The organism is Oceanobacter antarcticus, assembly GCF_044962685.1.
In the GTDB taxonomy this organism is placed as follows: Bacteria; Pseudomonadota; Gammaproteobacteria; order Pseudomonadales; family Oceanobacteraceae; genus Oceanobacter; species Oceanobacter antarcticus.
Genome location: NZ_JBBKTX010000106.1, coordinates 1 through 257, shown reverse-complemented (window position 1 = coordinate 257; position 257 = coordinate 1). Strand labels below are relative to the sequence as shown.

The 257-nt window shown below is 48.6% G+C and carries 1 protein-coding gene; it reads left to right on the top strand.

The window, feature by feature from the left end; all coding sequences use genetic code 11:
* Nucleotides 1-257, top strand: a 257-nt coding sequence (locus WG929_RS21120; protein ID WP_416207640.1) for an IS66 family transposase, incomplete at both ends; no start/stop codon positions are given.

The following is a 257-nucleotide window of genomic DNA, read 5'->3' as shown; positions in this document are numbered from 1 at the left end:
TTCTGTTTAAGCAGCGCCAGTTTGGTAAAAGCAGCGAAAAAAGTGATCAACAAGTCGAACTGTTCGATGAGGTTGAATGCGAGGCCGATGCCTCTGCAGTGGATACGGCCGAGTCGATAGATGCCGAATCCTTACTCTCGGAATTGCCCCTGGCTGAAACACCAAAGCCCGTTAAAAAAACATCCGGCCGTAAGCCTTTACCGGCTGAATTACCCCGTGTACGCATTGAACATGATCTTCCTTTGGCCGATAAAATC